The following is a 25283-nucleotide window of genomic DNA, read 5'->3' as shown; positions in this document are numbered from 1 at the left end:
ATCCCGGCTCCGCCCCGCCCGCCCGCACCCGAGCCCGTCGCCCCCGCCCCGCCTTCGGCCCCGGCCGTACCGCGGCCGGCCCGCCCGAAGTCGGCGGCGGAGGAACCGCCGCCGTTCGAGGCCCCGGCGGCTCCCACGGCTCCCGAGCCGCCGGTTCCGCCGGAGATCCGGCACCCGTAACCGGTCAGGGGAACGCGCGTCCACCGTCGCGGCCGCCGATGTCCGGCGCGCCGAATGGGATATCCCGAACCGGGCACCCGGCGGGGCATGGGATTGCTCACGCGCATGGAAAAGACGGTGGAGCACTGGGAGAGCGCGCTGGTCGACAAGGTGCTCGGCAACGATCCGGTCGAGCTCTGCGACGACCTGCGACGCGAATGCGACCGCCACGCCGTGGTGTGCGGAAGGCGCCGCGTCCTCGTCCCCAACGCCTACAAGGTGGAACTGACCCCCGACGTCCACGAGCAGCTCGGCGAGCGTGACGGGCAGATCGGCCAGGAACTGACCGACGTCCTGGCCCGGCACGCCGCCGAGCACGACTACGAGTGGGCCGGCCCGCTCACCGTCCACGTGACCGGCGCCGAGGAACCCCTCGACGGGCGCTACCGCATCACCAGCCAGGCCATGCCCAACATACCGGCGGACGCGTTCAGCGAAACGCCCCCGGAAGCGCCCCGCACGACAGCGTCCTCCCCGTGAGACGTACCCCACACCACCCCGGGTCGAGGCGCACCTTTTGTCGCCAATTTCCCCATTTACCCCCCTCTGTTGGTCTGTATTGCGCCATTGATGGCCCGACCTGCGCCGACTGTTTTTGATCTGTGAGGAATGAGTGGTGTGGATCTGGGAACCCGCTCCCTCACATCGTCGTCGACGCAGGAAGGGCGAGTCATGACAACGGCAGCAGTGCGGACTGTGGAACTCGGGAAGACGGCCGGTACGGACCGGCCGGCGAGCGAGTCGCGGGGCGTTGCCGAGGGACTGCCGTGGGTCGAGGACGCGGGGAAGGTCGCTCCCAAGGACGCGCGCGAGCTGTCCAAGCTGTTCTTCGAGCAGCTCTGCCGCCTTGAAGAAGGCACGCACGAGTACCAGTACGCCCGCAACACGCTCATCGAGATGAACCTGTCCCTGGTGCGGTTCGCCGCCAGCAGGTTCCGCAACCGCGGCAGCGGCGAGATGGAAGACATCATCCAGGTCGGCACGATCGGCCTGATCAAGGCGATCGACCGGTTCGACCTGTCCCGCGAGGTGGAGTTCACCTCCTTCGCGGTGCCGTACATCGTCGGCGAGATCAAGCGCTTCTTCCGCGACACGAGCTGGGCGGTGCACGTCCCGCGCCGGCTCCAGGAGCTGCGGGTGGAGATAGCCAAGGCCAAGGAGCAACTGGCCGGCGCCCTCGACCGCGACCCCACGGTCAAGGACCTGGCCACCCATCTGAAGATCACCGAGGAAGAGGTCCTGGACGGCCTGATCGCCGCCAACGGTTACGCCGCCGGCTCCCTGGACTCGCCCAACGAGCAGTCCGAGGACGGCCCGGCGAGCGGCAAGGCCCGTACGGTGGCCGACACCATGGGCGATACCGATCCCGCCATCGAGACCGTCGAGAACCTGCACGCCCTCGCCCCGCTGATCCAGGAGCTGGACGACCGGGAACGCCAGATCATCGAGATGCGGTTCGGCCAGGAGATGACGCAGTCCAAGATAGGCGAGGCGCTCGGCATCTCCCAGATGCATGTGTCCCGGCTCCTGGCCCGCACCCTCGGCAAGCTCCGCACGGGCTTGTGCGCCGAAGCCTGACGCGACCGCTCCGCGGATTGTGTGACACCCCGTGAAAAACCCTACGGCCATGGAGGGAAAGAGACCGTGTTGACGGCCCACCCCGCGATTCTGCGGGATCTTGTCGAGCAGTACGAGACGCTGCGGATTCTCCATGCGGAGGAGGGCACGCCCGCGTCCCGGCAGCGGCTGGAGGACGTCTCGTACACCTTGTGCGTCTCGACAGGGACCCGGAGGGTCGAGGAAGCCCTCGCCGTCGCCCGTCGGCAGCTCGCCGCCGCACCCCGCGTGACGGACGCCTCGCACCGGATCGAGGACGCGGCTCCGGCTGCCGGTACGGACGTGCGGCTGACCGCTTGAGCGCGGTGGCGTGAGCGCGCCAGAGCCCCCTTTCCGCTGTGGGCGGGGAGGGGGCTCTGGCTGTCGGCCGCAGGCGTCACGGGCATCGGGCTCCTACTGAAGCACCTTCCACTCCTGGTAAGTGTTCCCCGCCCCGGGGGATTTCAGATAGGCGTTGCCCCTGGCGTCCGAGTCCAGCGCCATCCGGTTCCTCTGGTTGATCAGCATGACTACGCCGCCGCTGACATATTCCTCGGTCCACCACTGAGCGCTGTCGCCGTTGTCGCAGTTTTTTGCGTAGACCGTTTCGGTGCTGGTGGCGGCGAGGCACTTACCGGACACCCTGTTCTGAAGCTGGATGGCGCCGTACCGAAGAGGCCCGCGCCACCTTGAGCCGCCCACGAGGGCCTCGTCCGGCTGAACCGCCCCCGCCAGCTCGAAGCGGCCACCCAACTGCGTCTGCTCGATGAATTCGATGAAGCCGGCGGGGTCGGCGGCGCCGTCGTCCAAGGCCCTGCCGCCGAGCACACGCCGAGCCAGTAGACGGCTCCACCGCCCGGCCGGCCCCCTCCTCGACCGTCTCCCGGAAAGTGAGCTGCGGTGGGCCGTGCGCGCGGCGTGTGTCCGTCTCAGCCGGCCGCCGGCTGCGGCGCGCCCCGCTCCGCGCCTTCCTTGAGTACGAGGGTGAGCAGGCCGGGGAAGCGGCGGTCCAGTTCCCGCGCGCGCAGCGAGTTGATCCGGCGGGTGCCTTCGTCCCGCTGGCTGATGACGCCCGCCTCGCGCAGCACCCGCAGATGCCGGCTGAGCGCGGACTTGGCGATGGGCAGGTCGAAGGTGCCGCAGGGCACCGCCGGCTCGGTGGCGAGCCGCAGGACGATGCTCAGCCGGACCGGGTCGGTCAGCGCGCTCATGACGGCGAACAGGTCGAAGTCCCGTTCGTCGGGGTGGAGCAGGGGGAGGACGTACGGCTGGCCATGGCTTCAGTATCCCTCACCGGTCCCTTGCGTGACCCCCGTGACCGCTCCCGGATTCATGTTCGCTTTAACGCGAACATGGGTTACGGTCATGATCCCCGCTCGACACCGAGCGCCCCACCGCGTGACCGGTGAAAGGAATCCGCCATGCCCGCGCACTCTCCCTCCGCCGCCCCGACCGGCGTCGGCATCATCGGCCTCAGTGCCTCCGGCGGCTGGGCCGCCCGCGCCCACCTGCCCGCACTCGCCGCCGTACCGGGGTTCGAGCTGCGCGCCCTCTCCGCCACCACCCCGGAATCCGCGCGCGCGGCGGGGGAGAAGTATGGCGTTCCGCTGGCCTTCGGCAGTGCCCGGGAGCTCGTGCGGCGCGAGGAGGTCGACCTCGTGGTCGTCGCCGTGAAGGTCCCGCACCACCGCGAACTGGTGCTGGCCGCCCTCGAAGCCGGCAAGGCGGTGCTCAGCGAATGGCCGCTGGGCAACGGCCTCGCCGAGACCGAGGAACTGGCGGCCGTCGCCGAGGCCAGGGGCGTCCGCACCTTCGTCGGACTCCAGGCCCGCTCCGCGCCGCCCGTCCGGTACGTACGGGAGCTGGTCGCCGACGGGTATGTGGGAGAAGTGCTGTCCACCAGCGTCATCGCCTCGGGCCGCCGCTGGGGGCCGCGGTTCGAGCCGGACGGCGCCTATCTCCTCGACCGTGCCAACGGCGGCTCCCTGCTCACCATCCCCTTCGGGCACACCGTCGACGCCGTGACCATGGCCCTCGGCGAGTTCACCGGCCTCGGCGCCGCCATGGCGACCCGCCGCCCGAAGGTGCACAACGACGTGACCGGTGAACCGGCGCGGATGGACGTGCCGGACCAGATCGCCGTCAGCGGCGTCCTCGAAGGCGGCGCGGTGGCCTCGCTCCACTTCCGCGGCGGCCTGTCCCGCGCCACCAACTTCCACTGGGAGATCAACGGGACCGCCGGCGACCTGCTGGTCACCGGGGACTCGGGGCATCTGCAGTTCGGCCAGGTCACCGTGTACGGCGCGCGGGGAGAGGACACGGAACTGGCGGAACTGCCGGTTCCCGGTTCGTACGACGCGGCGCTTCCCGCGCTCGCCGGGCGCACCACGGAAGTCGCGTACACCGTCGCCCATGCCTACGCGCAGATCCGCCGCGACCTCACGGACGGCACCCACCACGCCCCGGACTTCGCCCACGCCGTACGCCGCCACCGCCTGCTCGACCGCATCGAGCGCACCGCCGGGTTCTGAAGGGGGCGGTGCCCGGGCCGGAGGCCGCCGCGCGTCAGCGGCTCTCCAGCTTCCACCACTGGCCCGGGCGGTCCCGGTCCTCCCACTGCTGGACGTTGGCCCCCGGCTCCGTGCTGTCGTCGGCGACCTCCAGCAGCAGCCCGCTGGCGTAGTTGGTCAGCGTGAACGTGCCGGGCTCGGCCACGTCCTGCTCCAGCAGCCACTCCTGCGCACCGTAGTTGTTGGCCTTCCACTGCTGGACGTTGGCGCCGTTCTCGGTGGAGGCGCCGGTGACGTCCAGGCGTTTGCCGCTGCCCACGTTGGTCAGATGGCGCAGTCCGCTGCCGGGGTGGACCTCGGTGACCCGCCACAACTGGGCCGGTGAACCGTCCTCCGTGCCCTGCCGCACGTTCGCCCCGCTGCCCTTGCGGCCGTCCTCGACCTCCAGCAGCAGGCCGCTGCCCACATTGCGCAGCGCATACGCCCCCTCGCCGACCGCCGCAAGACCCTCGGCACCACTCACGTCCGCCCCTTTTCCCGTTGTCGCGGCCCGTCGCCGCCATATCGCTCAAGTGTACGAATACGGGTGGGGCCAGGCGTGGTTCCCGCGCCGGGAGGGCGTACCGGAGACGGTCGAATCATGATCGTCGGGGCCGCCGAGGGGGCCGCTCGAAAATGGTCATGGTGCAGCCGCTGCGTTGACTGGCTCCGAGCCAATATACTCGGCATGGCTTCGGAGGCCCGGTCCCGTCGTGGGCGGGCTCCGGCCGAGGCTGCCTGGGTTGGGTGGTGCGGGGGATCGCCCGACTCGGGTCCAGCCACTGCCCGGCCGCTCCTCCCGGCCCGCGTCAGCGGGTGGTGGGGGGAAGGGAGGAGCGGCGGGCGGAACGGCGCCGGGACAGGGGACTTGGCGCCGTTCCCCATGCCCGTACGGGGGCGGGGCCGGTCAGGCCGGAAGAGTTCCCGCCATGCATGCCGCGCCTTCGAGGCGGAGCAGTTGCTCCTTGCGGCCCAGGCCGCCCGCGTAACCGGTGAGCGTGCCGTTGGCGCCGATGACCCGGTGGCAGGGGCGGACGATCAGCAGCGGGTTCCGGCCGATGGCCGTACCGACCGCGCGTACCGCGGCGCGCGGGGCGCCGATGCGGGCGGCGATGTCGCCGTAGGTGCACGTCTCGCCGTACGGAATGTCTTCCAGGGCCTGCCAGACGCGCTGCTGGAAGGGGGTGCCGCCGGGCACGTACGCGATGCCGAAACGGGTGCGGGCGCCCTCGAAGTACGCGGTGAGCTGTGCGGCGATCTCCGTGAACGCCTCCGGTGCGTGGGTCCAGGTCCCGTCGACCACGGCGCCGCCCTTCTGGTCCGGTACGGACAGCGAGGCCAGCGCGGTGCCGCCCGGCGCGGTGGCGGACGGCTCACCCACCAGCAGCAGGTCGCCCAGCGGGCTGCCGAGTGTCGTGTGGACCGTCGTGGCCGTCATCGTCCGGCCCCTTTCTCTGTTCTCCGTGCACGTGAGCCGTTCACCGGCTCGTCCGTCACACCCCACTGTGCCGCCGCGGGCAGGTGACGGCTGGCGGTATCCGGACGTCGCATTCCCGCCGGTGGGGCGGGGCGGGGATGGCGGAAGCCGGCTGCGGACGGCGCGTCCGGAACGCGGCGGAAGCACGAGTGCTGCCGGGGACCGGTCGGCCGCCGGGCGGCACCGCAGCGTATCGCGGCCCGGGCGGTGGCTGCCCGGACCCGTGGCCCGGACAGCACCTGCCCGGGTCCGCGCCCGGCCCTCCGTTTCCGCTGCTCGCGGGCGCCATGACCGGACCGCTCCGTGGGCAGGATGACCATGGGGGACCCCGGCGGGCCGTGCGGCGGTGAGGTGGGGGGAGCCGGGGCGGGGACCGGTCGAGGGGCTCCGGCGCACCCGTTACGATCGGCGGCATCGAGGCCGTCGCCGGGAGGAAGAGATGGGCTTGTTCCGCCGTGGACCGAAGCGGGACCCGCGCGAAGCCCCGCGTGACGGGGAGTTCTCGTTCTTCTCGGAGCGGGAGGGCGGCGTCTTCCGCTCCCAGGTCCGGCAGGCGTTCGCCGAGCGCGGCCTGGAGGTCACGGTGTACGCGGGGGTGGTCGCCGACTCCGGCGGGCGGCGGTTCGGCCTGGGCAACCTCGCCGCGGTGTGCCACCGCGACCGGCGCGGCGAACGGGTGTGGCCCGCGATGATCCGCGACCACGTGGGCAAGGTGCTGCGCACCATGGACGGCCCGCAGCCGATGGAGACCCTGACGGAGGACGAGATCCGGGCCCGGCTGTTCCCCCGGGTCGTCGCCGAGGAGACGCTGCCGCCCGCGGAGTCCTTCCGGTACGGGCGGGCGCCGGCCCCCGGGCTGCGCGAGGTGCTCGCCCTGGACCTGCCCGAGGCCGTGCAGATGCTCAGCGAGGACTCGCTGGCCGACCTCGGCGAGGTGGCCGAGCTGCGCATCAGGGCGCTGAACAATCTGCGGGCGCTGCCGGTGGAGGGGCACGAGACGGTACGGCGCGGGGACGGCTCGTCCTTCGAAGTGGTGCTGGGCGACTCGTTCTTCACCGCCAGCCGGGTGCTGGTCCTGGACGACCTGGTCGAGCGGATCATGGGGACACCGCTGACCGGGGACGGCGCGCTGGTCGCGATGCCCTTCCGCCACCAACTGGCTTTCCACCCCATCCACGACGCGCAGGTCGTCCCGGCGCTCCAGGCCATGGCGCAGTTCGCCGCGGCGGGCCACGAGGACGCGGCGGGGGCGATCAGCCCCAATGTGTTCTGGTGGCGGCGCGGTGCGATGACACGGCTGAGCGAGCCGGACGGGGACGGGCTGCGGGTGGTCGTGGACCTCGAATTCCAAGACATGCTGGAGCGGCTGGTGCAGGACGAGGCGTGAGCGCGGCGGGCGGCCGGTGCGCGGGGTGACGAAAACTTTTCGTAAAGTCCGCTTCGGCGGGGGAACCCCCTCCCCGGTCCGGTCGTTCAACTGGATGAGGCCCCGCGTCATCCCCCGTGCGCGGGGCCTCACCAGCTCCGTGGCCGGCGGCCCGGCCGGTGCTCAGCCGTCGAGCCGCGCCCGCTCCTCCTCGCTGAACAGCCGCGAGCGGATCAGGAAGCGCACCCCTTCGGGAGCTTCGAGCGAGAAGCCGCCGCCGCGTCCCGGTACGACGTCCACCGTCAGATGGGTGTGCTGCCAGCGGGCGAACTGGTCCGCCGCCATCCAGAAGTCCACGCTCTCGGCGATCCCGGGCACGGTCAGCCGCCCCAGCAGCACGTCCGCCGCGCCCGTACGGAATTCGCCCGCCGGGTAGCACATCGGGGAGCTGCCGTCGCAGCACCCGCCGGACTGGTGGAACATCAGCGGCCCGTGCGCCTCCCGGAGCCGCCGGAGCAGGTCGCCGGCCGCCGGGGTCAGGGCGATGCGCTCGGTGCCGTGTCCGGCGCGGCGCTCGGTGAGGTCCTGGGTGCCGTGTTCGGCCCCGGTGCTCATGGCGTCCTCCGGGGCGGTCCCGGCCTCTCGGGCCTGCAGCGGTTCATGTGCCCCTCCTTCGCCGTTCGTTCCGTCCGGACCAGGTGCGGTGCGACTCCGGGTGTGTGCCGCGGAGACGGCCGGCCGGTGTTGCCGTGCCGACGCTGCGAGCAGTGTAGTCAGGGGGCATCCGGCCGACCGGTACGGTCGGCCCGGCGACGGGTCGCCGCTGCCGGGCCGCCCGTACGGCGCCCGTTCAGTGCACCGACATGCCGCCGTCCACGAAGAGCGACTGCCCGGTGACGTACGCCGAGGCGCGGCTCGCCAGGAAGACCGCGGCGCCCGCGAAGTCCTCGGCGAGGCCGTTGCGCCCGGTCATGGTGCGGGCGGCCAGCGCCGCCACCTTCTCCGGGTCGGACGACAGCCGGGCGTTGAGCGGCGTCATCACGAAGCCCGGCACGAGCGTGTTGCACGTGACGCCGTACGGTGACCACGCCTCGGCCTGGGAGCGGGCCAGCGACTCCAGCGCCCCCTTGGACACGCCGTACGCGCCGCTCTGGACGAACGCCCGGTGCGCCTGCTGGGACGTGATGTGGATGATCCTGCCGAAGCCACGCTCGGCCATGCCGGGGCCGAAGCGCTGCCCCAGGAGGTAGGGCGCCTCCAAGTTCACCGCCATCGTGGTGTCCCACACCTCGTCGTCCAGCTCGCCCATCGGCGGCCGCAGGTTGACCCCGGCGCAGTTGACGAGGATGTCGGGCTCGCCGAACACGCCGGCCGCCCGGTCGGCGGCCTCGCGCACGGCCGGCCGCGTACCGAGGTCGGCGCTCACCCACGCCGCCCGGCAGCCGTCGGCCGTCAGCTCGTCGACCGTGGCCCGGAGTTCCGCCTCCTTGCGCGCCACGACCACGACGCTCGCGCCGGCGCGGGCGAGCGCCCCGGTGACGGCACGTCCGATCCCGGAACTGCCGCCGGTCACCACGGCGACCGTTCCGTCCAGCGAGAACAGTTCGGTGAGATAGGTGTGCGAAGTCATTGCCGCACCTTAGACGGGGGCGGGCGCCGGCGATCTCCGGGGCGGCGGTACGGGCGCGGTGCGGCGGCGACGGTCCGGACGCCTCCGGGGCCGGGGCCGGACCGGTGGCCGGGGCTCACCCGGTCAGCCAGGAACCGCACCCCCGGCCGAGCGGAATCGGCCGCCGGTGGTAGCGAACCAGCCGTTCTTGGCCCGGTCCGCGATCGCAGTCCGGGCAAGGCACGTATCAGGATGAAAGATGGACGAACCTGTCGGGTGTAAGGACGTCCCGACATATTCATGTCTATGGGGAGGGCTGTCGATGCCGTTAACCGGTCGTGAAGCGGAGCTGGCCCGGCTGGACGGGCTGATCGGGCGGGCCGGCGGCGGCGTACCGGTGATCGTCGCGGTGCGGGGGGAGCGGGGCGTCGGCAAGAGCGCCCTGCTGGAAGCGGTGGCGGACCGCGCGGCGGACGCGGGCTTCCGGGTGGGGACCGCCGCCGGGGGACCGGCCGTAAGGGACTCCCTGTTCGCCGCGGCCCGTCAGGCCCTCGGCCGCCCGGACGACGGGACGGACACCCTGGACGGTTACGTCGCCCGCGGCCGGGACGTCATGGCACGCACGCCCCTCGCGCTGTGCGTGGACGACCTCATGGACGTGGACGCGTCGTCCGCGACCTGGCTGGTGGCCCTGGCCTCGCTCGACCGGCCCGTACCGCTGCTGATCGTCGCGGCGGCCGGCGAGGACCCCGGCAGCGGCCGGACGGCCGGTGCGGCCGAACTCCTCGCCCGCGCCGAGCACCTGGAGCTGACCGGCCTGCCCGAGGCCGGGATCGCCGAGTTCGCCGCGCGGCACTGCGGCCTCACCCTCGACGCCGCGGCGGCCGCCGTGTGCCACGAACTGACCGGCGGCAACCCCGGCCTGCTGCTCGCCCACCTCGCGGGCCGCCCCGGCCCGGCCGTCACCGCGCGGGAACTGCGCGGCGCGGCCGGCCCCGAAGCGCTGCGATGTACCCGGCGGTGGCTCGACGACCTGCCCCGACCAGCCCTGGCCATGGCCAGGGCTGTCGCGGTTCTGGGCGACAGCGCGGAGGTCGCCCACGCCGCCGCGCTGGCCGAGCTGCCGGTCCCCGACGCCCTGCACGCGATCGACACCCTCGTGGCACGGCAGGTGCTCGCCAACCGGGTGCCGCCGGCGTTCCGGCACCCGCTGCTGGGCACCGCGGTGCTCGCCGGGATGCCCGTCGGCTCCCGGATCGCCGCGCACCTGAAGGTGGCCCGGTTCCTGCGGGACGAGCAGTGGGGCGCGGAACGGATCGCCCAGCAGCTCGCCGCGGCGGGCCCGACCGGGCTGGACTGGGCGGTCGAGCCGCTGCGTGCCGCGGCACGCAAACTCCTGCACGAGGGACGGGCCGAGGAGGCGAGTCGCTATCTGCGGTGCGTGCTGCGGGACCGGCTGCCCGCGGACGTCCGCTCGGCCGTCCGGCGCGAACTGGCCGAGGCCGAGACCTTCGTCGACCCGGACCTCGCGCTGAGCGAACTGGACACCCTGCTGCGCGAGTCCGAGGACCCCGAGGTCTGTGCCGAACTGGCCCTGGACGTGGCCGGCATGCTCATCGACCGGGCCAGACCGGCGGACGCCGCCTCCGTACTGGACGAGACGGCCGAACGGATCGGCGCCGGCCACCCGGCGGCGGTGCGCAGGCTCACTCTCCGGAAGGCGAGCGTCTCCCTGCTCGACGCGGCCGGCCCGTCGGCCGAGGCCCGCCGCCTGGCGGACGCGGGCCCGGACGGGGACGCGGACGCACCGGAGCGGGCCGGCGGCGGACGGAGCCGGGAACTGGCCAACCTGCGCGCCGCGATCGCCGCCGACCGGGGAACGGACCGGGAAGCGGCCCTCGCCCCGGCGCGCGAGGCGCTGTCCGGCGCGGAAGGCGGCGACCTCGGACGCCTCTGGCAGAGCTGCGCGACCCTGATCCGCGCCGACGAACTCGTCGAGGCGCGGGCCCACTGCTGGCGCACCGGCAGGCTCAGCCGCGCCATGTCGGGCCGGCGGGCCGGGCTGGCGGCGGACATCTTCCGGGCCCGGATCTGCCGCGTCGCCGGGGACCTGCCCGGCGCGGTGGCGATCCTGCGGCCGGTGGTCGAGGAGATCGGGCCCGGCAGCGCCGCGCTCCCGATCGTGGCCGGCTTCGCGGTGGCCGGTCTGGTGGAGGCGCTGGCGCAGCTCGGCGACCAGGACGAGGCCGCCGCACTGCTGGCCGCGCACGGCGTCGCCGGCCACGGCCCGGACGACGACCTGCACGGACGCTACGAGGGCCCGTACCTGCTCGCCGCCCGGGCGGCCCTGTGGCGGCTGCGCGGCGAGCCGGGCCGCGCGGCCGGGGATCTCCTGGCCGCCGGGCGGCAGTTGGTGCGCCGGGGCGCCGTCAGCCCGGCGGTGCTGCCGTGGCGCTCCCGCGCGGCGCTCGCCCTGGCCGCCGACGGCGCCACCGACCGGGCCGAGACCCTGGCGCGCGAGGAACTGGAGGCCGCCCGCCGCTGGGGGACACCCCGCACGATCGGCGTCGCCCGGCACGCCCTGGCGATGACCCGGTCGGGGGAGCGCAGGCTGATGCTGCTGACCGAGGCGGTGCGCCACCTCGAAGCGTCACCCGCCCGCCTGGAACTCGCCGTGGCCAGGGCCGACCTGGGCGCCGCGCTGCGCGCCGCCGGGCGGACGGCCGAGGCCGACCGCGAGTGCGCGGCGGCGTTGGCCCTGGCCGGTGAGTGCGGTGCCACGCCACTGGCCCGGCGGCTGCGTGCCGCGCCGGAGCCCGTACCGGCCCACGACAAGCCGGTCCGTACCCATCCGCTGCTGACCCCGCAGGAGTTGAAGATCGCCGGGCTGGCCCGGAGCGGGCACACCAACCGGCAGATCTCCCAGATGCTGTTCCTGACCATGCGTACGGTGGAGTTCCACCTGTCCGGTGTGTACCGCAAGCTGGGCATAACGGGGCGGCAGGGACTGGCCGCGGCGATCCCGGCGGAGCCGTCCGCCGAGCCGCCGGAGGACCAGGCACGCCCGGCGGCCCAGCCGGCCGACGGCCGCACCCGCCCCACCGGGCCCGCACCGTGCTCCTGCTCCCGGACGCTGCCGCCCGGGCAGCCGTGCGCCGACACCCTGGTCCGGTCGTCCCGGTGGCACGACGGTCCCCGGTCCGCGGAGCTGCGGCCCAGTCCGTCGAGGTGACGGAGCCCCGTCGACGTGACGGGCGGGCCCGCCGTACGGGGGCGGCGGGCCGGGAGGGACTGCGGGACGGTGCGTCAGCGCACCGGAAGCGACGGCAGGTCGGTGACGATCCGGCCGGCCAGGAAGCGCAGGTGGTTCTCCTCGCTCAGGGTCAGCCCGAGCCGGTTGTTCACCAGGTGCGCGCAGCGCAGCAGGATCAGCGTGGTGGCCGGGTGCGGCAACGCGGCCAGGTCCGGGCCGCCCTGGTTCAGCGGCGAGCGGGCCCAGTCGGAGGTGAATGCGCCGGCGTCCTCCCAGTCGCTGAGCCGGTCCCGCAGCGTGCGCAGCGACCGCAGCCAGTGCGCCTGCGGGGTCGCCCCGGTGGGGTCCGGGGCGAGCTGCCACACCCGTAGCGCGCGTTCCCGCAGGTGTTCCCGCCGGGCCAGGTAGTGCTCCTCGGTGGCGGCGGGTTCGGTGCCCTCGGCGAAGGGGATCAGCGGCTGCCCGCTGTCCACCCACTGCGCGCGCAGCTTGTCGCAGAGGGCCAGTACGGCCAGCATCAGGTCGAGGGCGATCGCCGCCCGCTGCTGGCCGGTCGTACCGGCTGCGATCAGCGCCAGGGCCAGTTCGCTGGACTCGTGGAAGTGCTGCTCGGTCGCGGCCATGGCCGGGCCGTGTCCGTACACCGCGTGCTCGCGCAGGTACGGCAGGAACTCGACCGTGTTGTTGGGCCGCACTTCCCGGTCGTGCTCGGAAAGGTCCTCCAGGGCGGCCAGTTCGCCGGCCAGCCCGGCGTACCGCGTGCGGTCCACCGTGTCGGGGGCCGGGTGGTCCCGCAGGAACGCGCCGACCGCCGTGGCCACCCGCTGCCGTACCTCGCGGGAGGCCGCCGTACCGGTGGGCAGGAAGCGCATCCGTACGTGCGGACCGCCTTCCCAGTAGCGCAGGAAGAAGTACCGGTGCAGCAGCCCGTCGGCGGACAGCTCCTTGACCAGCGGCCGCAGACAGCCGGTGAGCAGGGCGTCGTGGCAGGTGTCCTGGAAGACGTGGGCGCACACCCAGTCGGACGCGTCGGCGGTGGCGGGGTCCAGGGGGCGGTCAGCTACGGCCATGGTGACCGACCTCCACGAGGTGTTCGGTGACGCGGGCTCCGGCGTCGCCGTAGCGCGGCGCGGCGGACGGGTCGGGCAGGGCTTCCTGGAGGAACAGCAGGTTCCCCCGCTCGGCGAGCATCCGCTCGAACAGTCCCGTCAGGAGCAGGTTCGCGAAGTCGATGTACAGCGGTTTGCGGGACTTGAGCTGCCAGACGTTGCCGTCGGTCAGCATGGACGGGTCCAGCGCGCGCACGAAGCAGCGCTCGGGGATGCCGTGTTCGCGCAGCCAGGCGGCCAGCCGCAGCAGGTACGGGCGGTCCGCCTCGCCCTTGGCGCGCACCGGCGCCTCGTCGGTGCGGAACACCCACTGGCGGCGGCTGACGGTGACCGTGCCGATCGTGATCCTGGGCTCGTGCAGCAGGCCCTGTGCCGTGGCGGGGGAGATGTCGCCGAACATCCGCCGTCCGGGGATCAGCAGCGTCGGCGTGTCGCCGAACGCCTGGATCAGCAGCCGCATCGCCGGCGGCAGCCAGAACTCCGCGATCAGGCTGGGGTGCACCGGCCGCACCTCGCGGTCGCGGGTGCGCGACCACAGCACGAGGAGGTCCAGCGCCGGGTCGTGGCGCACCTCCAGGTCGCGCAGCGGGATGCGCCGCTCCGCCGGGCGCGGGCTCGCCGAACCGGGGTAGTCGATCTCGTCGGTCATGGTCAGGTCGCGCAGGCCCACGTTGCTGCCGTAGTGGCGGCAGGTGTCCGCCAGGATGACGTCGCCGGGCGGGCCGGACGGTTCGCCCGCCACCGTGACACCGGCCTGGCCGAGCAGCCGGCGGATACGGTCGCGGCCCCGCCCGTGGCCCGCGTTGACGGCGTTCACCACGAACCCGGCCGGGTCCTCGGGCCCGCCGGTCAACTGGCCGTAGAACGCGACCGAGCCGGGCGGCCGCATCCACGCGGGCCAGGTGTCGGCCAGCGCGGCGAGCCGCGCGGGGTCGACGTGCACCACTCCGTCGGCGTCCGGCCGCGCGTTCAGGGCCGCGCCGGTGAGCCCGGCCCGTACCCGCAGCAGCTCCTTGATCCGGGGCAGCGGGCTGTCGGCGAGCGGCGCGTAGCCGTGCTGCGAGACGGACAGCAGGCCGGGCAACTGCGGGTCCGTACGCATCTCTTCCTGCACGGCACGGTGGAACGCGAGGAACGGCACGCTCCCGCCGATCCCGAAGCGCGTGGTGAACAGCCGGGCCAGCGCCACCCGTCCGGGCAGCGCCGGGTCGAGCGCCGCGTAGCAGCGGCGAACGATGTCCAGGTCGCGCAGCACCGGTTCCCACGCCGCCCGGTTCTGGGCCGGCGGCGGCCCGACGAGCAGGGCGTTCTCGATGATGTAGTTCTTGGGCGGCACGACGACCTGCTCGGGGCCGACGCGTTCGGCGACCCGGCCCAGCGCCTGGTGGATCTCCTCTGCGCGCCGTTGGCGGGCGTCCGGGTCGGTCAGCTCCGGATACCCGTCCAGCAGCGCGGCCACCTCCTTGAGCTGCGCCGACACCTCGGCCAGCTCCGGGCCGCCGGTGTCCACCCACGCCCGCAGTTCGGCGAGCGGGTCCATCGCCTGCTCGGAGAAGGGGGGCACGGTCTCCAGCACACCGAGTTCGGTGAGCCGCGCGACATAACGCTCGGCCTGCTCCGGGGCGGCACCGCTCCGCTCGGTCAGGTGGGCGGCCACCTCGTGGCGCGGACGGGCACCGTCGGCGAGGAAGTCCAGGCAAGCCTGGACCGGCGGGGACACCGGCAGGGTGCGCAGCGGCTCCTCCTCGCCGGGGCCCAGGAACTCCCAGTGCCCGTCGGTCTGATGGGCGCTCGGGTTGACCCGCAGCCGGACGGCGGGCGCCAGGGCCGGGTGCTCGCGCAGCCGCCGGACAAGTTGCTGGACCAGCCACAGGTTGATCTCGACGGTGTCGCGCACCGCCGGTCCGGCCGCCTCCGGGCGCGGACCGTCCCACCGGCCGAGGCCGCTGACGGTGAAGGTGCTGAACGGGCTGGTCTTGGCCGTCACCCGGGCGAGGTACTTGGCCAGCCGGAGCGCCAGCTTGCGGTCCGGCACGGCGCCTTCGGGACGCGCCAGCCACTTGCGCAACTGTTCGTGGAGGACCGGGCTGCCCTGGATCAGGCCGTGCCGGAACACCGGCTGGGCGGCCGCCTCGCGCAGGACGGCGCGGCGGTCGGCCGCGTCCTGCGGGAGCAGGCCGTCCAGGGCGGCGGTGTCGGCCCGGTGGGCCGCCAGCAGCTCCGCCCACCGTTCGACGTCCGCCACCACTTCGGCGGGCAGGGCGGCGCGCACCTCGTCGTTCCAGCAGCGCTCGCCCGGCGTCCGCTGGTTGTGCACCGCCCGGCGCAGCGCGACCAGGGCCGCCTTGGCGCCGGTCTCCTGCCCGATCAACGCGTAGAGCGCGTCGGAGAGTTCCGCGCCCCGGTCGGCCAGTTCCCGGGCGCCGTCGAGCAGCGCGCCGGTCCGCCGCCACACCTCGTCCGACCGCAAACCGTCCAGCACCGACACCGGCAGACCACCGATGCGTACGCCGAATGTGTCCGCGACGTGGAAGCCACTCATCGTTGTCCCTGCCTTCGCGTGCGGGTCGGTTCTGGTCGTGCGGCGGAGCGGCCCCGGCCGTACGGGGAAGAGGACGGCCGGGGCGTCACGGGAACGGGTGCGGATGCGGGTTGACGTCGGCCGGCTCCAGCGGCCCGTCCCGGTACCCGAGCCGGGCCGGCAGGTCGTACAGCCGGGGCAGGCCGTGGGTACGGCTCATCCGGTGCCCGAAGGTCATCGGCAGCAGTCCGGGGATGATCACCTTCGCGCAGGCGAAGCCGGCGGCGCGGTGCTCGTCGGTGGTCTGGTCGACCACGATCACGTCCAGGCCGCGGGCGGTGAAGCGCTCGACCACCTCGGCGAGGTCGTCGCGCAGGTCCGCGTGGCGCGGCCGGCAGGTGGCGCGGGCGAACGCCTCGGCCACCGGCCGCGCCGTCTCCTCACCGGGCAGGAAGGCGAACCGGTCGTAGGCGTCCGGATGGCAGTACAGCAGCGCGTGGTCGCGCATCTCCCGCACCTGGTGCGGGTCGGCGACCATGCCTTCGATCCGGCGCAGTTCCTCGCGGTAGGCGGCGCGGTTCCAGCCCAGGTTCGCGGTCAGCTCCAGCAGGCCGTTGAGCAGCGCCTTCTCGGGATCGAAATGGGCGCCGGCGGCACAGATCGCGGCGGGCTCCACCGCGTCCCCGGGGTGTACGGCCATCACCCAGGACGTGGCGATGCCGTGCTCGGGCGTGGTGGCGAACGCGGCGACCCGGTGCCCGGTGTCCTGCCGGATGCGCTCCACCAGCAGCCGGACCGCCGGGTCGGCCACGGTGTCCAGGTCCACGCGCGGCACCGGCAGCCGGGCGTACCAGGTGAGCAGGAAGGCGTCCCGCTCGGCCAGCTCCAGGATGCCGTGCAGCGCGGCCTCCTCCAGGCAGCCGCCGAGGGCGCAGCCGTTGGAGACCTCGTACGCCAGCGGGCGGGCCGAGTCGTTCCCGTGCCGGGTGCGGTAGTAGGCGTAGTCCTCGGGCACCAGCACGGGGCCGCCGCGGCCGAAGGAGTGCCCCCACACCCAGTTGATCTCCAGGTCGGGGGTGAACGCCGGATAGGGGAATTCCGGGTCGGCGTACCGGTCCGGCGGGTACAGGCCCAGGTCGGTGGGGCGGACCGCACGGTCGGCGACCTGCTCGTAGCCGGCGCGGACGGCCGTGCGCCGGCCGCCGGGCCGGGCGCCGCCCAGCCGCTCCAACGCCTCGGCCAGCGCGGTGCGTTCGCAGCCGGTGTAGTCCAGGCCGCGGCCGAAGCCCGCCTCCTGGATGCCGTCGGGCAGCCGCAGCGGCGCGGAGACCATGGGGTAGGCGTAGTCGGTCCGTACGTCGAGCTGCTGGACGATGCCGGTGTGCCCGTCCACGTACGTCCGCAGCAGACCGTCCCAGCCGGTGTCGAGGCTGCGGACGCGGTAGGTGTCCCGGTCGAGCTTGGGCCGCGGGGTGTCCATCAGGACCGGCGGCCCGTCGTCGGGGAGGCTGCCGCAGCGGGGGCAGCAGGGGTCGGGCAGGAACGGGTGGGAGTCGGCGGTGAGACCGGCCAGGCCGATGATGGTGATCGCGTTGCGGGTGCCGGCGCGCTCCGGGTCGTCGAGCACGGCGGCGGCTTCCGCCTCCACGAAGGCCGCTACGGTGTCGCGCGCCCAGGCGGACAGCAGCGGGGACGGCCGTTCGGCGAGCCGGTCGCCGTGCCGGCGCAGCAGTTCGGCGCGGGGGCTGTCCTGTCCCAGGGCCCGCTGCCTGCGGGTACGGGCGCACTGCGCGCATCCCGGCCGGCCCGGCAGTTCGAGCGGCCCGATGACGACATTGCCCAGCTCCACCCGGACGGGCAGCCACGGCAGGTCCGGCCGGCTCGTCCGGTCGGCGTCCCGCCAGCCGTCGTCCACGGTGAGCAGTGCGGCGCACCGGTCGCTGTCCTCGGCGGCCGACGGGTGTCGGCGGGAGACCGCCGCGCGGACCGCCTGGGCGAGCAGCCCGTCGCCCCGTACCGCGAGTCCGGCCGGCCGGTCCGCCACGTTCCCCTGCTGCATCCTTCGCACGTCCCGTCTTTCCGTCCCGTCAGTGGCACCGGGCCGTGCCCGACGCGCGGAACGCGCCGGACACGGCCCTGTTGTGCAGCGTGATCAGCAGCAGCAACAAGAGCAGCAGCTCGCGGGCGAGCCCTTCGAGGTGCAGTTCGAAGCGCCGATCTCGACCATGGCGTGGCCGACGTTGATCGACTCCAGGGTGGAGCCGGGGGCGGTCGGGAGAATGTCGAGCTGGTCCACGCTCAGGTCGTCGAGGTCCAGCACCAGGTTCGCGTCCATGTCGTGTCCCTCCTTCCTCTGTGGGTGACGACTGCGGGCGGCGGTCGCCCGCTGTCCGAGCTGATTCTGTGATCCTCGGGGGCCCCGGGTCTCTACGGAGCACCCGTAGGGTCTGCCGTGGGTCCGTGGCCTACGGTGCCTGTGGTCACCAGTCCAGCGGGGGTTCGTACTGGGAGGTGGCCTGCCGCCGGCCCAGCACGATCGCGAAGATCGGTACGTGTGCGTCCCCGCCGCCCAGCAGCTCCCGTACGACCCGGTCGTCGTACCCGTTGGTGATCCGGGCCGCGAGGCCCTCGGCGGCGGCCAGCACGCTCAGCCGCTGGGCCACGATGCCGCCCTCGTGGTGCAGGACGCGGTAGCCGCGGTCCCCGAACCGGCGGGCGCCCTCGTAGCGGTCCACGGTGAGGAAGACGACCGCGTTGGCGCGCGCGGTGTTCACCGAGGGCGTGCGGTCGCACAGCATGGCCACCGCAGGCCGCCCGTCGCGTCCGGGTACCGGGACGAGTGCGGGGGACGGTTCCAGCCGGTACAGACCTGCGGTCCGGCCTGTGGTGTTGAGGGCCAGTACGTGGCAGTCCAGCAGCGGCCGCAGCGGTGTGCCGCCGTGGTCGGAGGGCACCGGGTCCAGCGCGTACCGCAGGAGGTCCGCGAGCTGCTGCTGCGGCAGCGCGGCACGGTCCGGCTGGAACATCCGCCCGCCCGAGTCCCGGCGCCGCAGCGCGTCGCCCAACTCGACGCTCCCCGGCGGCCGCTCGTCGTCGGCGAAGGGCTCCGCGGGGCCGTCAGCGGGCTGGTGGAACGGGTCCGGGGCGACCGGTGGGAAGTGTGCCTCACCGGTCAGCCGGCTGCCGGCGTCCAGGGTGGTCAGCCGGGACCAGCGCGCCGCGTCCTCCTGGTTGGTACGGACGTGCTCCGTCACGAGGGGCGTCAGGTCCCGCGCCGGAGCCGCGGCCACGCCGTCCCGCGCCCCGATCTCCAGCACGGCGAACGTGGTCTCCTCCGTGCCGTCCAGGCCCAGCGCCCGGTTCACCGGCTCGTCCAGGAACCGGTGGTGGACCCGGGCGTCCAGACCGAGCGCACCGGCCGCCAGCAGGGCGTTGCCGGCGACCATGCCGGACTCCTGCGCGCACAGCCGGTAGGCGTAGTCGCGGTACCGGAAGGCGGTCTTGCGGAAGTACGCGGAGAGCAGCACCAGCGCGGCCGTGTCCCGGCCCTTGCAGGCCACCGCCGTCCGCAGTTCCTCCGGGATGCCGCCGGGCCGCAGCGCGGTCAGCGCGTGGTGGAGCGGGTCGTAGTGGTAGCACCCCGCCGGTACGTCCCCGGTGTCGCCGTCCAGCCACACGTACAGTTCCACCGGGTAGAAGCAGCGCGCCGAGGCCACCAGCCGGTGGTACGGCCACGCGGCCTGCGGGCCCAGCTCCATCCGGCCGAGACCGTAGGTGTGGTGCAGCAGCGCGGACAGTGTGCTCCCGTCCCAGGGCCTGCGCGGCGGGCCTTCGGGGTGCCGGTCCCGGAAGCCGGGGAAGGACCAGCGCGCGTCGCCGATGCGCCGGGGCGGGGCGGCCAGTACGTGGCGGGGCAGCCCCCGGTAGGTCTTGCTCGGCAGCGGATCGTCCGGCCCGCCCTCGGAACCGTGCCCCTCGGCGAACAGCTCCCGTACGCCCTCGAAGGTGTCGTACCAGAACCGCAGCCCCAGCGCTCCGGCCTCGTCGGTGGCGGCCCCGGTCATCCGGCGAGCACCACCCGTACGACGTTCGGCAGCACCTCGTGCACGGCCGGGTCGTGGTCGAGCGGCACCACGACGGGGGACCGGTCCCGCGAGGCCAGTGCCTCCACCAGCGCGGGCAGGTCCGCGTCCGCCGGTACGGCAGCGCCGTCCGTTCCGCGCGGCGGCGCGCCGAGTCCGGGGACCGGCGGCGGAGCGTACGCGGACTCGCCGGTCAGCTCGGACTGCCGGTCCAGCAGGACCAGTTCGAGACCGTCGGTGACCGCGCCGGGGCCGCAGGTCACCCCGACCGGCCGGGCGCCCTGCCACCAGGCCAGCACCGGCACGCCGAGCGCCGTACCGATGTCGGCGGCCGTGACCTCGCCGCCCGCCGGACGCAGCATGTCCAGGTGGCGGCGGCCCGCCTCGTCCACCGAGGCGCCCGCCACGTCCAGCAGGACCGGCTCGGCCGTGCCCGCCCGTACGTCCTCCACCGCCAGCCGCGCACACTGCTGCGCGACCGCCTCGGTGACCGCACCGGTCCAGTCGAGTGCGGCGGCCACGCCCGGGCCCGACGTGAACACGTCCCCGGCCGGTACCGTCGTGACCTCCTTGCCGACGAGGTCCCAGCCCCGTACCGACCCGTCGTCGGCGAAGCGCCGCGGATCGGGCGCCGTCACCGCGTACCGGGCCAGCCCGCGCAGCGCCGCCCGCTGCCGGGCCTCGGCGAAGCCGGTGCCCCAGCCGAAGACCCGCTCGGCGGGCCCCTCGGGCCGTACCGCCTCGGTCACGTTCAGCGGCAACTGCGTGAAGTCGCCCTCCTCCAGCGCCCGCAGCACTCCCGTGTACCGGTCGAAGCAGGCCGCGGCGCGCGCGGAGAAGTCCGCCGGGAGCAGCGGCTCGGCCGAGCGGAGGCGTTCGACGCGCTCCCCGAACTCCTCGGCGCTCTCCTGCGGCGCGTCCATCGCCGACGGGTGGGGGAGGAAGGGGTGGGTCGAAGTGCGCAGGGTCTCCAGGTCGATCCGGGTCACCGTCGGCGGGCCGTCGTCCCGGGCGCCCGTCAGCGCGGTGAAGCAGGCCAGGCCCAGATGACCGGCGACCACCGCCGCGGTCGGCCCGGTGAGGAAGGTGCTGGGCCGCGACGGCTCCGGCGCCGCGAGGCGCTGCCAGGCCGACGCCCAGGCCGCGCCGGACGGCCCCAGCCACGCCACGTCGTCCAGCACGACGCCCTGGACCAGCAACTGACCGGCCCGCTCGCACAGCCGGTGCAGCCGTACGGCCCGGTCCGTCACCGGCGCCGAGGACACGTGCAGGACGGCGTCGGCGCCCTCCAGCGCCGCCGCGAGTTCCGCGTCGGAGTCGCCGGACAGCACCGTCCGGATCAGCTCCTGGTCCGGGTCGCGCCGCTCGGACCCGCCGGTCAGTTCGGTCAGCCGGTCCTCGTCGGTGGGGAACTCCGGGGTGCACACGGCGCGCAGGCGCCGGACGCCCGAGTGCAGCGCCGAAGCGATCAGCGCGGTGAACGCGGGCCCGGCGCCCAGCACCACCACCGAACTGTTGCGGTACGTCTCGAAGCGCCGGGCCGCCGAACCGCGGTAGTACTCCACGAAGGCGATCTCCGGCGCGTACGTCGCCAGCTCGCGGTCCGTCAGGCCGTGCGGCTCGTCCGCTTCCGCGTCGGTCAGGCAGCCGCCGTCCTCCAGGCGCTTCAGCAGGGCCGCGACCACGGCCCGCTTGTCGTCGGGGAGGCCGCGCAGCAGGTTGTCCAGGGTGACGGTGCCGTTCAGGTGCGGCGCCAGCCGGTCCACCCACTGGTAGATGGCGCCGCCCCGCAGTTCCAGGTTGGCGCCCGCGCCGAACAGGTGGACCCCGTCCGCGGTGGGCACGTACAGCACGTCGGGCTTGAGTTTCGGTCGCATCGTCTGTCCTCGGGGTCGGCGGATCGCCCCCGAGTGTCACCACCGCCCGCGCGAGACGTCTCTACGGCCGGACCGTAGACCGACCACAGTGATCGGCCGGGGGCCGGGCGGTGTCCGGTGGCGGTCTGCCCGGAAAAACTCCGTACGCCGTACGCGGAAAGTGTGGGAGAGTACCCCGGCACGACGGGGGTCCGGGTCCGCTGCCCGCCTCCGCCGCGCCCGGCCGCGCGCCAACCGCCGCCCGGCCGACGTACCGACGTACCGCCGTACCACCGTCCCGGAGGAGAAGAGAGCGACATGCCCGCCGACCCCACCAGCCCCCAGCCGGCCGCCGCCGACCTGCACCACGTCATCGAGGTACGCGGCGCGCGGGAGAACAACCTCGCCGACGTCTCCCTGGACCTGCCCAAGCGGCGGCTCACCGTCTTCACCGGCGTCTCCGGGTCGGGCAAGTCCTCGCTGGTCTTCGGGACCATCGCCGCCGAGGCACAGCGGCTGATCAACGAGACGTACACCGCGTTCGTCCAGTCCTTCATGCCGAGCCTGGGTCGCCCGGACGTGGACGCGCTGCGCAACCTGAGCGCCGCGATCATCGTCGACCAGGAGCGGATGGGCGCCAACTCCCGCTCCACGGTGGGCACCGCCACCGACGCGTACACCATGCTGCGGATCGTCTACAGCCGCCTCGGCACCCCGCACATCGGCACCTCCAGCGCCTTCAGCTTCAACAGCGCCGAAGGCATGTGCCCGGAGTGCGAGGGCCTCGGGCAGGTGTCGACGATCGACGTCGACCAGCTCGTGGACCGCGAACTCTCCCTCGACGAGGGCGCCGTCACCGTGCCCAACTTCGCCGTGGGCTCCTGGTACTGGCAGGTCATGGCGGGCTCCGGCTTCTTCCCGCCGGACAAGAAGCTCAAGGACTACACCGAGCGGGAGTGGGAGGACTTCCTCCACAAACCCGCGACCAAGGTGAAGGCGGCCACCCTCAACACGACGTACGAAGGGCTGGTCACCAAGGTCCAGCGGCTGTTCCTGTCCAAGGACCGCGACGCGCTGCAGCCCCACATCCGGGCCTTCGTGGACCGGGCCGTCGCCTTCGCCGACTGCCCCGTCTGCGAAGGCACCCGGCTGAGCGCCGCCGCGCTCTCCTCCACCATCGACGGCGTCACCATCGCCCAGTGCTCGGCCATGCAGATCAGCGACCTCGCCGCCTTCCTGCGCACGGTCGAGGACCCCTCCGTGGCGCCGCTCCTGGCCAATCTGCGGCACCTGCTCGACTCCCTGGTGGAGATCGGCCTCGGCTACCTGAGCCTGGACCGGCCCGCCGGCACCCTCTCCGGCGGCGAGGCGCAGCGCGTGAAGATGGTGCGGCACCTCGGATCGAGCCTCAGCGACGTCACGTACGTCTTCGACGAACCCACCGTCGGGCTCCACCCGCACGACATCCGGCGGATGAACGACCTGCTGCTGCGCCTGCGCGACAAGGGCAACACCGTCCTCGTCGTCGAGCACAAGCCGGAGGTCATCACGATCGCCGACCACGTCGTGGACCTCGGCCCCGGCGCCGGTACGGACGGCGGGCGGATCTGCTACGCCGGGGACGTGCCGGGGCTGCGCGCCTCCGGGACGCTGACCGGGCGGTACCTGGAGCACCGGGCCCGGCTGCGCGAGACGGTGCGCACGCCGCGCGGCACCCTGGCGATCCAGGGCGCGGACCGGCACAACCTGCGGGACGTCAGCGTGGAGATACCCCTGGGGGTGCTGACCGTCGTCACCGGCGTCGCGGGCTCCGGGAAGAGTTCGCTGATCCACGGGTACGTCGCCGGGCGGGAGGGCGTCGCCGTCGCCGACCAGTCGCCGATCCGCGGCTCACGCCGCTCCAACCCGGCCACCTACACCGGGCTGCTCGGCCCGATCCGCACCGCCTTCGCCAAGGCCAACGGCGTCAAGGCGGCGCTGTTCAGCGCCAACTCGGAGGGCGCCTGCCCGCACTGCAACGGCATCGGGCTGGTCTACACCGACCTCGCGATGATGGCGGGGGTGGCGTCGGTGTGCGAGGAGTGCGAGGGCAAACGCTTCACGCCGAAGGTGCTCACGTACAAGCTGCGCGGCAAGGACATCAGCGAGGTGCTGGCCATGTCCGTCGCCCAGGCACAGGACTTCTTCCCCGCCGGGCAGGCACAGGCCCTCCTCGGACGGCTCGCCGGTGTCGGGCTGGGCTACCTGCGCCTGGGACAGCCGCTCAACACCCTCTCCGGCGGCGAACGGCAACGCCTCAAGCTGGCCATCCACATGAACGAGAAGGCGACCACGTACGTCCTGGACGAGCCCACCACCGGTCTGCACATGGCCGATGTCGACCAGTTGCTCGCCCTGCTCGACCGGCTGGTGGACGAGGGCAATTCGGTGATCGTCATCGAGCACCACCAGGCGGTGATGGCCCACGCGGACTGGATCGTGGACCTCGGCCCGGGCGCCGGACACGACGGCGGGCAGGTCGTCTTCACCGGCACGCCCGCCGAACTGGTCGCCGACGGCCGCACGCTGACGGCCCGCCACCTGCGGGAGTACGTCGGTCAGGCCGGGCCCGAGGAGCGTGGGCGCGCCGGGGGCTGAGCGCCGGTGACGGGGCCGGGGTCCGGTGCGGCTGCCCGGCCCCTGTACGGTCCGGGCCCGGCCGCCCCCGGTTATCGTTGCTGCCCATGACAGTCACCGAAACAGACATCACGGCGGAACTGATCCGGGACCTGCTGCGCGAACAGCACCCGGACCTGGCGGACCGCCCGGTGACACTCGGAGCCCTCGGCTGGGACAACCAGGTGTGGCGGCTCGGTGACGACCTCGCGGTCCGGATGCCCTGGGCGACGGAGACCGCGGACGCGCTGCTGCGCAAGGAACACGCCTGGCTCCCCGCCCTCGCCCCGCACCTGCCGCTCCAAGTGCCCGTACCGCAGCGCCTCGGCGAGCCCTCGGAACGGTTCCCGCGGCCCTGGCTCGTCACCACCTGGGTACCGGGCGAGCCCGCCGACCGCGCCCCCGCGACGCGAGGTGCGGAGGCCGCCGAGGCCCTGGCCGCCTTTCTGACGGCCCTGCACCGCCCCGCCCCCGACGAGGCACCCGACGGCCGGGACCGCGGCGGCCCGCTGGCCGACACCGCCCAGTACTTCGCCGACGGGCTCGCCTCGGTCGTCGAACTGGGCCTGGTCCACGACCCGGACGCGGTCCGCGCGGTCTGGGAGGACGCCGCCGCCGCGCCCGAATGGGCGGGCCCGCGCCTCTGGCTCCACGGCGACCTGCATCCGGCCAACATCCTCACCATGGACGGTACTTTCTCCGGCGTCATCGACTTCGGCGACCTGTTCGCCGGCGACCCCGCCTTCGACCTCGCCGCCGCGTGGCTCCTGCTGCCGGACGGCTTCGCCGATCGCTTCCACGCCGCCTACCGGCCGCACCCGGACGCCGCGACCCTGCGCCGCGCCCGTGGCTGGGCGGTGCTGCGCGCCTTCGGCGGCCTGCTCGTCGGAGACGCCGGTCTCCACGGCCGTCCCGGCGGCAAGGCCACTTGGGGCCCGCCCGCGCAGGCCGCGATGCGCCGTCTCACCGCGTCCGTCCAGCGCTGATCACC

At 73.7% G+C, this 25283-nt stretch carries 20 protein-coding genes; 8 read left to right on the top strand and 12 right to left on the bottom strand.

The window, feature by feature from the left end:
* Positions 1 to 285: 285 nt before the first annotated feature.
* From EJG53_RS03390 to EJG53_RS03380, 3 genes are all read left to right on the top strand, one after another.
* Entirely contained in the window at positions 286 to 699 is a 414-nt protein-coding gene (locus EJG53_RS03390) for a DUF3662 domain-containing protein (RefSeq protein WP_241269065.1), read from the top strand.
* A 192-nt stretch (positions 700 to 891) separates the two neighbouring features.
* Positions 892 to 1797: an RNA polymerase sigma factor SigF gene (locus tag EJG53_RS03385; RefSeq protein ID WP_241269066.1), complete on the top strand. Its 906-nt coding sequence runs from the start codon at positions 892 to 894 to the stop codon at positions 1795 to 1797.
* A gap of 66 nt (positions 1798 to 1863) precedes the next feature.
* On the top strand, positions 1864 to 2136 hold the full coding sequence (locus EJG53_RS03380) for a DUF5133 domain-containing protein (RefSeq protein WP_125043520.1): 273 nt from the start codon (positions 1864 to 1866) through the stop codon (positions 2134 to 2136).
* A 93-nt stretch (positions 2137 to 2229) separates the two neighbouring features.
* On the opposite strand, the gene EJG53_RS03375 is transcribed toward EJG53_RS03380, so the two are convergent.
* Together EJG53_RS03375 and EJG53_RS03370 are read right to left on the bottom strand one after the other, a co-directional pair.
* Positions 2230 to 2625, bottom strand: a complete 396-nt coding sequence (locus tag EJG53_RS03375) for an RICIN domain-containing protein (RefSeq protein ID WP_125043519.1) — start codon at positions 2623 to 2625, stop codon at positions 2230 to 2232.
* Positions 2626 to 2744: 119 nt separating this feature from the next.
* Positions 2745 to 3026: an ArsR/SmtB family transcription factor gene (locus EJG53_RS03370; RefSeq protein ID WP_244954954.1), complete on the bottom strand. Its 282-nt coding sequence runs from the start codon at positions 3024 to 3026 to the stop codon at positions 2745 to 2747.
* A 210-nt stretch (positions 3027 to 3236) separates the two neighbouring features.
* Between EJG53_RS03370 and EJG53_RS03365 the strand changes: the two genes are divergently transcribed.
* Positions 3237 to 4346, top strand: a complete 1110-nt coding sequence (locus EJG53_RS03365; RefSeq protein WP_125043518.1) for a Gfo/Idh/MocA family protein — start codon at positions 3237 to 3239, stop codon at positions 4344 to 4346.
* 34 nt (positions 4347 to 4380) lie between these two features.
* Here EJG53_RS03365 and EJG53_RS03360 read toward each other — a convergent pair whose 3' ends face one another.
* Together EJG53_RS03360 and EJG53_RS03355 are read right to left on the bottom strand one after the other, a co-directional pair.
* Positions 4381 to 4848 carry an RICIN domain-containing protein gene (locus EJG53_RS03360; RefSeq protein WP_125043517.1) on the bottom strand — a complete coding sequence of 156 codons (468 nt, stop codon included), beginning with the start codon at positions 4846 to 4848 and terminating at the stop codon, positions 4381 to 4383.
* 423 nt (positions 4849 to 5271) lie between these two features.
* A complete protein-coding gene (locus tag EJG53_RS03355; RefSeq protein ID WP_125043516.1) occupies positions 5272 to 5802 on the bottom strand; it encodes a methylated-DNA--[protein]-cysteine S-methyltransferase in 531 nt (176 codons plus the stop codon).
* A gap of 478 nt (positions 5803 to 6280) precedes the next feature.
* Here EJG53_RS03355 and EJG53_RS03350 point away from each other — a divergent pair, with 478 nt between their 5' ends.
* The gene (locus tag EJG53_RS03350) at positions 6281 to 7228 is read left to right on the top strand and encodes a DUF1444 domain-containing protein (protein WP_125043515.1); all 948 of its coding nucleotides are present in this window, start codon (positions 6281 to 6283) and stop codon (positions 7226 to 7228) included.
* Positions 7229 to 7390: 162 nt separating this feature from the next.
* Here the strand turns inward: EJG53_RS03350 and EJG53_RS03345 are convergent, their stop codons facing one another.
* Both EJG53_RS03345 and EJG53_RS03340 read right to left on the bottom strand, forming a co-directional pair.
* Positions 7391 to 7822, bottom strand: coding sequence for a DUF779 domain-containing protein (locus EJG53_RS03345; protein WP_125043514.1), 432 nt, complete (start codon positions 7820 to 7822; stop codon positions 7391 to 7393).
* 235 nt (positions 7823 to 8057) lie between these two features.
* Positions 8058 to 8837 (bottom strand): SDR family NAD(P)-dependent oxidoreductase, encoded by a 780-nt coding sequence (locus EJG53_RS03340; protein WP_125043513.1) that lies wholly within the window; start codon positions 8835 to 8837, stop codon positions 8058 to 8060.
* Positions 8838 to 9138: 301 nt separating this feature from the next.
* On the opposite strand from EJG53_RS03340, the gene EJG53_RS03335 reads away from it, so the two are divergent.
* Positions 9139 to 12048 carry a helix-turn-helix transcriptional regulator gene (locus EJG53_RS03335; protein WP_244954953.1) on the top strand — a complete coding sequence of 970 codons (2910 nt, stop codon included), beginning with the start codon at positions 9139 to 9141 and terminating at the stop codon, positions 12046 to 12048.
* A gap of 74 nt (positions 12049 to 12122) precedes the next feature.
* Here the strand turns inward: EJG53_RS03335 and EJG53_RS03330 are convergent, their stop codons facing one another.
* From EJG53_RS03330 to EJG53_RS03305, 6 genes are all read right to left on the bottom strand, one after another.
* A complete protein-coding gene (locus tag EJG53_RS03330) occupies positions 12123 to 13139 on the bottom strand; it encodes a lantibiotic dehydratase C-terminal domain-containing protein (RefSeq protein ID WP_125043512.1) in 1017 nt (338 codons plus the stop codon).
* Entirely contained in the window at positions 13126 to 15720 is a 2595-nt protein-coding gene (locus tag EJG53_RS03325) for a lantibiotic dehydratase (protein ID WP_125043511.1), read from the bottom strand. Before EJG53_RS03325 ends, EJG53_RS03330 begins: the two co-directional genes overlap by 14 nt.
* A gap of 85 nt (positions 15721 to 15805) precedes the next feature.
* The gene (locus tag EJG53_RS03320) at positions 15806 to 17758 is read right to left on the bottom strand and encodes a TOMM precursor leader peptide-binding protein (protein WP_125043510.1); all 1953 of its coding nucleotides are present in this window, start codon (positions 17756 to 17758) and stop codon (positions 15806 to 15808) included.
* Positions 17759 to 17851: 93 nt separating this feature from the next.
* On the bottom strand, positions 17852 to 18034 hold the full coding sequence (locus tag EJG53_RS03315) for a hypothetical protein (protein ID WP_125043509.1): 183 nt from the start codon (positions 18032 to 18034) through the stop codon (positions 17852 to 17854).
* Positions 18035 to 18179: 145 nt separating this feature from the next.
* Positions 18180 to 19763, bottom strand: a complete 1584-nt coding sequence (locus EJG53_RS03310; protein WP_125043508.1) for a SagB family peptide dehydrogenase — start codon at positions 19761 to 19763, stop codon at positions 18180 to 18182.
* Positions 19760 to 21658: a hypothetical protein gene (locus EJG53_RS03305; RefSeq protein ID WP_174856360.1), complete on the bottom strand. Its 1899-nt coding sequence runs from the start codon at positions 21656 to 21658 to the stop codon at positions 19760 to 19762. Before EJG53_RS03305 ends, EJG53_RS03310 begins: the two co-directional genes overlap by 4 nt.
* Before the next feature lie 297 nt (positions 21659 to 21955).
* On the opposite strand from EJG53_RS03305, the gene EJG53_RS03300 reads away from it, so the two are divergent.
* A complete protein-coding gene (locus tag EJG53_RS03300; RefSeq protein WP_125043507.1) occupies positions 21956 to 24274 on the top strand; it encodes an ATP-binding cassette domain-containing protein in 2319 nt (772 codons plus the stop codon).
* A gap of 86 nt (positions 24275 to 24360) precedes the next feature.
* On the top strand, positions 24361 to 25278 hold the full coding sequence (locus tag EJG53_RS03295; protein ID WP_125043506.1) for an aminoglycoside phosphotransferase family protein: 918 nt from the start codon (positions 24361 to 24363) through the stop codon (positions 25276 to 25278).
* The last annotated feature ends 5 nt before the right edge of the window (positions 25279 to 25283 follow it).

The sequence above is a fragment of the Streptomyces chrestomyceticus JCM 4735 genome (assembly GCF_003865135.1).
Lineage (GTDB): Bacteria > Actinomycetota > Actinomycetes > Streptomycetales > Streptomycetaceae > Streptomyces > Streptomyces chrestomyceticus.
This window is presented reverse-complemented; position numbering and strand designations above follow the sequence as displayed.